Below are 8,759 nucleotides of genomic sequence, written 5' to 3' on the forward strand. Positions count from 1 at the left end.
AGGTCATCTCACCGAGTCGGAGTTCTCCGGGCGTCGCTTTGGCGTCGTGCGGAGATGACGATGCGGATGAGGTAGAGGACGCCGACGGCGGCGGGGATGAGGATTTGCAGCCAGAGCTGGTCGACGCGCCAGATGACGAGGGCGACCGCAAGCAAGAAGACGACGATGCCGACGCGTGCCTCGCGTGCCGGCGTTGGGGCGATGAGGGGATTCAGGAGGTCGAGGAAGAACTTGGACATGCTGCTCCTTCGGGGTTGGTTAGCGGCGGGGTTCCCAGCGAAAGGTCTTGTAGGCGATCAGCGCGGGGGCGATGGTCCATGCCGCGAGTGACCCGGCGGCGAGGGCGAGCTGTTCCGGGGTCGTGCTCGCCTCGTAAGCGGCGTGGACAAGGACGGTGAGCGCCCCGCCGGGCAGGAGCGCGATGTACCACTCGTGGGCGAGCATCGCCCAGATCGCGGACCCGGCGCCGAATGCGAGGAACGGCAAGCTGGTGACCTGCGCTGATGCGGCAGATGGGGTGATGTTGCCGGTGAGAATGCCGACCGCGGCGCTCGCGGCAACGAAACCGACGATGCCGACGGCGAGCGGCCACGGGCGTTCGGGGGCGGATGCGCCGGCAATGAACATCGCGGCCAAGACGATGCCGAGCTGCACCGCGAGCAGGACCACGACGGGGACGACCAGGCCGAGCAGGATCGCGGCGTCGCTGCTCTCCCCGGAGCGCAGGCGCTTGAGGAACAAGTCGTTTCGGCGTGTGGCGAGGGTCGTGGTGATCGTGAGGTAGAGCGTGAACAGGGCGAAGAACACGACCTGAAGCAGCACGAGCTCGGGCCAGCTCCGGCCCACGTCCTGGCGGGAGTAGATGAGGTAGCCGCCCAGAGCAAGGGGGAAGATCGTCGCTCCGATCAGGACGGTCCTGTTGCGCGCGATCAGCCGCAGTTCGCTGAGCGCGATGACGGCAAAACGGGGTGTGCTCACGCGGCGGCCTCCTGAGATTCGGTTTCGTCACGGAGCGCGCTGACGGTGCGGAACACTTCGGCCAGCGATGCCTCGGTCGCCGACAGCCGGCGCAGCCGATGCCCGGTGGTGCGTGACCAGCTCAGCAGTCGGAACAGGGCGTCCTCGATGTCGTTGGTGCTCAGCGTGCAGATGCCCTGGGCGTCCACCGCGACCGCCTCCGCATCCCCGAGCTGCAACGCCGTCGTCAGTGGCTCAATGCCCGGTACCTCCTCGGGGAGTTGGAACCGGACTTGCGCAGGCTGGGCGGTGAGCACGTCGGCGATGGTGCCGGAGACGGCGACGCGGCCGTGGTGCATGATGGCGATACGGTCGGCCATCGCCTCGGCTTCTTCGAGGTAGTGCGTGGTCAGAAGGATCGTCGTGCCGCCCCCGTGGAGCCGCTGCACGACGTCCCAGGTCCGCTCCCGCGACTCGGGATCAAGACCTGTCGTCGGCTCATCGAGGAACAGCACCTCGGGCCGGTTCACGGTGGCGAGGATCAGGTCCAGACGGCGACGCTGCCCGCCGGAGAGCTGCTGCACCCGCGTCTGCGCGCGGCTGGTCAGCTCCAGATTTTCCAGCGCGTCCCGGATGGTGCGGGCACGGTGCGCGGGCGATGCCTGTTCGGAGGACGACAACCGCAGCCAGAGCCGGATCGTCTCCTCAACGGTCAGCTCACCGGCGAACCCGGACTCTTGGAGCATCATCCCCAGCCGCGGTCGCAGCGCGCGCCGCTGTCGGTGAGGGTCGAGGCCCAGCACCCGCACGGTGCCTGCGATAGCGGGCCGGTGTCCTTCCAGGGTCTCCATCGTGGTCGTCTTGCCAGCCCCGTTGGTGCCCAGCAACGCGAAAAACTCGCCCTGCCCGATTGACAGGTCCACGCCTCTGACAGCCTCGAAACCCCCGTAGGAGCATCGCAGCCCGATCGCAGCGATCGGGGCATTCTCCGCCGTCGCGGGGGAACCGGAGAAGTGTCGTTTCGGCATGCTTCCATCGTCGGAGCCGGACCGTCGTCGCCTGTAGTGCGACCGTCCACCAGCCCGCCGGGGCATTCTCATGAAGGGCTCATGACAAAAGTCATGGCGTTACTGTTGACGAGCATGGGACTGCCTGCACCACCACGCGACAGCGGTCTTCCCGTGCCTGATGGCGGTGGCGGCATCCGCGGCACCTGGCAGTGGACGTGGGTCTCGATGCTGGCACTGATCGTCGCCGCCTACGCCCCACCTGCCTGGTCTCTCGCTTCACCCGACGCGTGGCAGACCAGACATATCGCCGTTCTGATCGTCGGCGCGGCCTCGCTGACCGCCAGCATCGTCTTCGTCAGCCTGCTGCGCTCCGGGCTCGGCCAGGATGTCACCAGCGCGCGGGCGCGGATCGTCCTCGTCGTCCTGGCGGTCGTCCCGTGGGTAGCCACCTCGGTGACGCCCGTCCTGAGCATCGAGTGGGCACTGATCCCGTGGATGGCCGCAAGCCTGATCGCCGTCGACCTCCCTGCCCGGTGCCGCTGGTGGTGGCTCGGCGCCGCCGCCCTGGCGCTCGCATTGGCCCGCGTTGGCCTCGCCGCGGTCACCGGAACCAGGATCGGCGAAATGTGGGCGGTCAGCGACACGCCGCTGTCGATGCTGTTCCCCGCGCTCGTGATCATGCTGCCGCTGGCGAGCGTGTTCCAGATGTGGCTCTGGCAGGTCGTCATCAGCCTCGACGCGGCCAAGTCCGAACGCGCGGAGCTGGCCCGAACCCAGGAGCGGTTGCGGTTCGCCTCCGACCTCCACAACATCCAAGGCCATCACCTGCAAGTCATCGCGCTGAAATCCGAGCTTGCCGAACGAGTCCTGGCCAGCGCCCCTGACGCCGCTGCGTCTTTGATCCGAGAGACCCAGGCGCTGGCCCGCGAAGCCCTCGAAGACACCCGCCGACTCGTCAAGGGCTACCGTGCCGTCTCGTTCGCCGTCGAAGCCGAGAACGCCGCTGCCGTCCTCGATGCCGCGGGCATCCATGTCACCACGGACCTCGCCGCCGACCCGCCTGCCGCGCTCGACCATCAGCTCGGCTCGCTGCTGCGAGAGGCGACGACCAACATCATCCGCCACAGCACCGCCCGCCACGTCACAATCACGCTCAACACCGATGACACGGACCGCATCGAGCTGAGCATCGGCAACGACGGTGTTCCCGAACGACCACGCGGCTCGGACGGGTCCGGCATCGCGACGCTCACCGAGCAGTACCGGACGGCAGGCGGCGCCCTCACCGTTACCACCGACGACGGCTGGTTCACGATCCGCGGCGTCCTCCCGCAGACAGCCGGTGCCACATGATCCGCGTGCTCATCGCTGATGACGAAGAACTGATCCGCACCGCCGTCGTCGCCCTCCTCGACCTCGAAGACGACATCACCGTCATCGCCCAAGCAGACAACGGCGACGACGCCATGGCCCTCGCCGCAGCACACGATCCCGACGTCGTGCTCCTGGACTTGGAGATGCCGCCTACCGATGGCATCTATACCGCCGAGCGCATCCTCGGCGCACACCCGCGGGCGAAGGCTGTGCTGGTCACTCGCCACGCAAGACCCGGGGTGCTCAAACGGGCGCTCGCCTCCGGCATCGCCGGCTTCGTCCCCAAGTCCACGCCCGTCTCCGCCCTCGCCACCGTGATCCGAGACATCGCGGCCGGACGCCGCTACGTCGATCCCGACATCGCCGCCACCGCCCTCGCCGCCGACCGTTGCCCCCTCACCCCGCGCGAACTCGACGTGCTCCGCATGACCCGGCAGAACGCACCCATCCAGCACATCGCCCGCACCCTGCACCTCGCAGAAGGGACCGTTCGCAACTACCTCTCCACCGCGATGACCAAGCTCGACGCCCCCTCACGCCACGCCGCAGCGGACATCGCCTGGGAGAACGGCTGGGTGTGACCGGCCCCTTGACGCCGCGGTTGCGCGGGTACGCCGCACCGGCCTCGCCCCTAACCCTGACCATCCAATCTCTGTAGCTGTCTCGATCCGGTCGGCCTGTTGGACGTGCCAGCAGGCTTCGTACGAACAGGGCAGCATGAACGTCGATGTTTACCTTCGGCAGAAATGGGAAGCCGCGATGTTCATCGAGGTTCGCTGCAGGAAGTAACCGCCTCTGGAGGTCTTATGCCGAAGACCTTCCTGACGCCGCGACAGGTCGCGTTAGTTGCGATGATCGGCACTGCGGTTGAAATTTATGACTTCCTGCTTTACGCGTTCATTGCGGCAACGGTTTTTGGTCCTCTCTTCTTTCCCGGTTTCCACCCATGGCTCGGCACCCTGGCCGCCTTCTCCAGTCATGCTGTCGCCTTCTTCATACGGCCACTGGGTGCTGCACTATTCGCCCGCATCGGTGACCGCGTCGGCAGGCGCCCTGCCCTTCTCGGGTCTCTTGCCATGATGGGTGTGGCGACCGTCGGCATCGGGCTGATTCCGACGTACTCGACCATCGGCATAACCGCGCCCCTTCTCTTGGTCGCACTCCGACTGGTGCAAGGGATGGCCGTCGGTGGCGAATATCCGGGAGCGGTGGTGGTTGCCGTCGAGCATGCGCCGCCGCATCGGCGGACTTTATATGGGTCGTTCCCACAAATTGGCTTCCCGTTGGGGATCCTGATCGTCGCGGTGACACTGGTGGTGGTCAACGCTGCCGTGGGCCCGGCGGTATTCGACGTGTGGGGATGGCGAATTCCCTTCTTGTTCAGCGCCCTGCTGGTGATCGTCGGCCTACTGTTCCGTGCCCGCCTGGCGGAGACGCCGGAGTTCGTCGCCGCGGCGAAGGGCCCAAACGTCAGACGAGCCGCCGGCGCCGGCCAGATCCGAAGGCTCCTCAGGGAAGTGCCCAGGCCCGCCGCGATTGGGATCTTGATGGGGATTGGCCCGGCCACCTTCGCCTATGCGTACCTGACGAGCCTACTTGCCTACGTCAAAGTCTACGTACCAACTCTGCCCGTCTCCTGGGTACAACTCGGACTGATGCCGACCGCGACCGTCATAGTCATCGTTGCCATCGCGAGCGCCCATTACGGGGACCGGTGGGGCAGGGAACGGGCAATAATCATTTCCGGCGTTTGGCTGATCTTCTGGGCGGCGCCATCGTACTGGCTGGTCGGCGCATCGTCCTTGCCGGCACTGCTGGCGGCGATGATGGTCGGAGCCGTCCCGTACGGGATCTTCAGCGGGATAGCGCCAGCACTGACGGCAGACCTGTTTCCGGTCAAATTGCGTTACATCGGTGTAGCGGCCAGCATCACCATCGCCGTACTCATCGGCGGCGCACTTTTGCCAATTCCCGCGCTTTCTCTCACCAGCGCGACCAACGGATCCATCGCCCCGATGGTGATCATGATGGTGATAGCCGGCGCTGCCACGACCGTCGGCGGCCTGCTGGCCTACCGGAACCGTGCAATTCGATCACCAGCACCCCGAGTACTCGGCGGTAGTTCGACGCCATGAATCTCGTGACTCCTTGATCGCCATCGCCAAGGGCTCCGCACGTGTCGGTCCACCTCTTGTGGGTAACCCAGGGATGTAACGCCGTCGAGGGGTCTGCTTCCGGGTAAGGGGTGGCGTGGCACATAGGGGGTGAGGACCCATTCGGGATCCGACCGGCGAATTCTTCGAGGCGGTACGCAGGCGTGCGCATGAACCCCTGTTGGAGGGAACGGAGGGCACGATCCTGTTTAGCCTTAGCCTGGATCACCGGACGAACCACTGGTTCGTGGAGATCAGGAACGGGGAGGTCCGGGTGTCGCGGGAGGAACGCGGGGCCGACTGCGTCGTTCGCACCGACCACGCGCTGTTCGACAGGATGGTGACCGGCCGTGAACGCATGCGGCGGGCATGGCTGCGGAACGAGGTCGTGGTTGAGGGTGATCTGATGTTGCTGGCCCGCTTTGAACGCATTTTCCCCGGTCCGCCTTGGGCACGCCATCCGCAGGTCGGCGGTCGGGAACACCGGCCATGAGCGCGGATCTCGTCAGAATTCTGGACGGCGGCACATTCGTGGTGAGCGATTCCAACGGCGACATCGTAGCGTCGCCCACGTTTCCGACTGGTCTCTTCTCGTTCGACACACGATTCCTGTCGACTTGGCAGTTGAGCGTCAACGGCGAACGGCTGCAGGCACTGACCGTTGATGACCTGGAGTACTACGAGACGCGTTACTTCCTGGTCCCCGTCGTCCCGTCGCCCCTTATCGAACCCGAGTTGTCCGTGATCCGCCAACGTTCGATCATCGGCAGCATGCACGAGCGACTGACCGTCCTCAATCATGAGCGGGAGCCGGTCCACGTGTGCATCCGCGTGGATGCCAGCAGCGACTTCGCCGACCTGTTCGAGATCAAGGACGTACGGCGGAAGAAGGGGAGCTACTACACCCGGATCGAGAACGGCTGTCTGCGTCTCGGCTATCAGCGAGGGACGTTCCGCCGCGAGAGCGTCATCACCAGTGACCCGCCCGCCCATGTTGACGAGCGGGGCTTGACCTTCACCGTCCGGCTCGAACCCCACGGTCAGTGGGCCGCCGAGATACGCGTCGAAACCGTGGGACCGGACGGGCGGGACATTCGCATGGCTCTTCAGGGCCGGCCCGGTCGGACGAGGCCACAAATGCGCCATGACCTCGAGGCGTGGCTGCGTCGCGCACCACGGCTCGAGTGCGACAACAAGTCGCTGGCGACGGCATATCAGCGCGGGCTGGTCGATCTTGCCGCGCTACGATTCATGCCGCTGATCGCTGGCGGGGAGAGTGTTCCGGCGGCCGGGCTGCCATGGTTCATGAGCATCTTCGGTCGCGACAGCATCTTCGTGTCTCTGCAGGCGCTGCCGTTCGTGCCGGGCCTCGCCGCCACGACGCTGCAGGTGCTAGGAGCTTTGCAGGGCAGCAGGCTGGACGACTTTCTCGAGGAGGAGCCCGGCAAGATCTTGCACGAGGTGCGGTACGGGGAGACGGTCGCATTCGCAGAGCAGCCACACTCGCCGTACTTCGGGGCCGCTGACGCCACTCCCCTGTTCGTGGTGCTGCTCGACGAGTACGAGCGCTGGACCGGCGACGTCGCCTTGGTGCGGCACCTCGAGCCGGTTGCGCGGGCCGCGCTGGGCTGGATCGACGAGTACGGCGACATCATGGGCAACGGGTACCTGTGGTACCAGCGTCGGAATGAACAGACCGGGCTGGACAACCAGTGTTGGAAGGATTCCTGGGACTCCATCTCCTACCACGACGGGACGTTGCCGGGGCTGCCCCGGGCAACCTGCGAACTGCAGGGCTACGCGTACGACGCAAAGATGCGCGGCGCCCGACTGGCCCGGGAGTTCTGGAACGATCCGGCGTACGCCGACGCGCTCGAAGCACAGGCGGCGGATCTCAAACGCCGGTTCAACCGCGACTACTGGGTGGCGGACCGTGAATTCTATGCGTTGGCCCTCGACACCGACGGCCGGACGGTGGACGCGCTCTCCTCGAACATCGGCCACCTGCTGTGGAGCGGCATCGTCGAGGAGTCCCGCGCCGGCGCGATCGCCGCCCACCTGACCGGACCGGAACTCTTCTCCGGTTGGGGCGTACGGACACTGGCGAAGGGTGAGGGACGATACAACCCGGTCGGCTATCACGTCGGCACGGTCTGGCCATTCGACAACTCGATCACCGCATGGGGGCTCCGGCGCTACGGCTTCGCCGAACAGGCCGGGCGAATCGCGGAAGCGATCATCGATGCGGCGCAGTACTTCAGGGGGCGCCTACCAGAAGCATTCGCCGGCTACGAACGAGAGTTGACCAGATACCCCGTCCAGTACCCCACCGCATGTAGTCCGCAGGCGTGGTCGACGGGCACACCCATGCTGTTGCTCCGGACGATGCTCGGCATGGAGCCGCACGCCGGCCGTCTGGCGACCGATCCGGTGATTCCCGATCGGATCGGCCGAATCACCCTGTGTGGCGTTCGTGGGCGGTGGGGCCGCGCCGACGTCTCGGCGGGCGGACAACCATCGTGAATAGACTGGCAACCGCCCAAATTCGTCTTTGCGTGTGCTCGCTGCTGGAGGTGGCGACGAACTTGCGCCGAGGGCGAGGACGCCGGCGGCGATCCACCACAGGCCGCGGTGCTCGCGCCCGCCCTGCTAGACCAGGCAGGCCCTGCCGATCCCGATCAGCGCGGCGACGATGTGCGCGGATGCTTGATCTGGAGACTTGTCGCGGGCCACGATCGCAGCCGTCACGATTGCGTGTGCTTGGTCGTTCACACAGAGACTCACGCGATGACCCGCCTCTATCTCGGCGGCACGCCGTAGCAGGTCAGCCTCCTACACCACTCCCCGGGACGTGACGGCCATGGGTGCTGCCTCATCGCCGGAAAGCGCTACGCGAGAACGGGTCTGGTGGCTAGGAGTTGTTAGGGAATAGCCGAGAGGTGCCTTGTCGGCGGGTCGGCCGGGGCACCGTGTCTGGTGCCTGGGCCGACCCGCCCTGGTGAGTGGTTACGTCACATGACGTGTATGAAGGTCGCCCAGCCGTGTCCGATCCTGACCGGGTTGGCGAGGCCGGCTCCGCTGTGCGGGTAGTACCAGAGGTTCCCGTTCGCATCGACTCCTAGGACGTCGGCGGCACCGTCACCGCTCCAGTCCGCAGCCATCACGTGCTTGAAGGTCGCCCAGCCGTGTCCGATCCTGACCGGGTTGGCGAGGCCGGCTCCGCTGTGCGGGTAGTACCAGAGGTTCCCGTTCGCATCGACTCCCA

Annotated in this window: 8 protein-coding genes and 1 pseudogene; 5 read left to right on the plus strand and 4 right to left on the minus strand. The window is 66.1% G+C overall.

Translation table 11 applies throughout. The features are described 5' to 3' along the window. Positions 1-8: 8 nt before the first annotated feature. From ABT006_RS25430 to ABT006_RS25440, 3 genes are read right to left on the minus strand one after another with little or no spacing between them, the layout of a single operon-like run. Complete coding sequence (locus ABT006_RS25430; protein WP_350710289.1) at positions 9-239, minus strand: hypothetical protein; 231 nt, start codon at positions 237-239, stop codon at positions 9-11. Positions 240-258: 19 nt separating this feature from the next. After that, on the minus strand, positions 259-978 hold the full coding sequence (locus tag ABT006_RS25435; protein WP_350710291.1) for a hypothetical protein: 720 nt from the start codon (positions 976-978) through the stop codon (positions 259-261). Further along, positions 975-1,985, minus strand: a complete 1,011-nt coding sequence (locus ABT006_RS25440; protein ID WP_350710292.1) for an ABC transporter ATP-binding protein — start codon at positions 1,983-1,985, stop codon at positions 975-977. The genes ABT006_RS25435 and ABT006_RS25440 overlap by 4 nt, the downstream gene beginning before the upstream one ends. A 114-nt stretch (positions 1,986-2,099) precedes the next feature. On the opposite strand from ABT006_RS25440, the gene ABT006_RS25445 reads away from it, so the two are divergent. The 5 genes from ABT006_RS25445 to ABT006_RS25465 all read left to right on the plus strand — a co-directional run bounded on the left by ABT006_RS25445 (position 2,100) and on the right by ABT006_RS25465 (position 8,017). Then, a complete protein-coding gene (locus ABT006_RS25445; protein ID WP_350710294.1) occupies positions 2,100-3,320 on the plus strand; it encodes a sensor histidine kinase in 1,221 nt (406 codons plus the stop codon). After that, positions 3,317-3,922, plus strand: coding sequence for a response regulator transcription factor (locus ABT006_RS25450; RefSeq protein ID WP_350710296.1), 606 nt, complete (start codon positions 3,317-3,319; stop codon positions 3,920-3,922). Before ABT006_RS25445 ends, ABT006_RS25450 begins: the two co-directional genes overlap by 4 nt. Before the next feature lie 165 nt (positions 3,923-4,087). Continuing rightward, on the plus strand, positions 4,088-5,476 hold the full coding sequence (locus ABT006_RS25455) for an MFS transporter (protein WP_350710298.1): 1,389 nt from the start codon (positions 4,088-4,090) through the stop codon (positions 5,474-5,476). A 139-nt stretch (positions 5,477-5,615) separates the two neighbouring features. Then, positions 5,616-5,987 (plus strand): SCP2 sterol-binding domain-containing protein, encoded by a 372-nt coding sequence (locus ABT006_RS25460; protein WP_350710386.1) that lies wholly within the window; start codon positions 5,616-5,618, stop codon positions 5,985-5,987. Beyond that, positions 5,984-8,017 (plus strand): amylo-alpha-1,6-glucosidase, encoded by a 2,034-nt coding sequence (locus ABT006_RS25465; RefSeq protein WP_350710300.1) that lies wholly within the window; start codon positions 5,984-5,986, stop codon positions 8,015-8,017. The genes ABT006_RS25460 and ABT006_RS25465 overlap by 4 nt, the downstream gene beginning before the upstream one ends. A 488-nt stretch (positions 8,018-8,505) precedes the next feature. Here the strand turns inward: ABT006_RS25465 and ABT006_RS25470 are convergent. Next, positions 8,506-8,759, minus strand: a pseudogene (locus tag ABT006_RS25470) (hypothetical protein); the annotation flags it as partial.

The sequence above is a fragment of the Micromonospora sp. NPDC002717 genome, assembly GCF_040295705.1.
In the GTDB taxonomy this organism is placed as follows: domain Bacteria; phylum Actinomycetota; class Actinomycetes; order Mycobacteriales; family Micromonosporaceae; genus Micromonospora.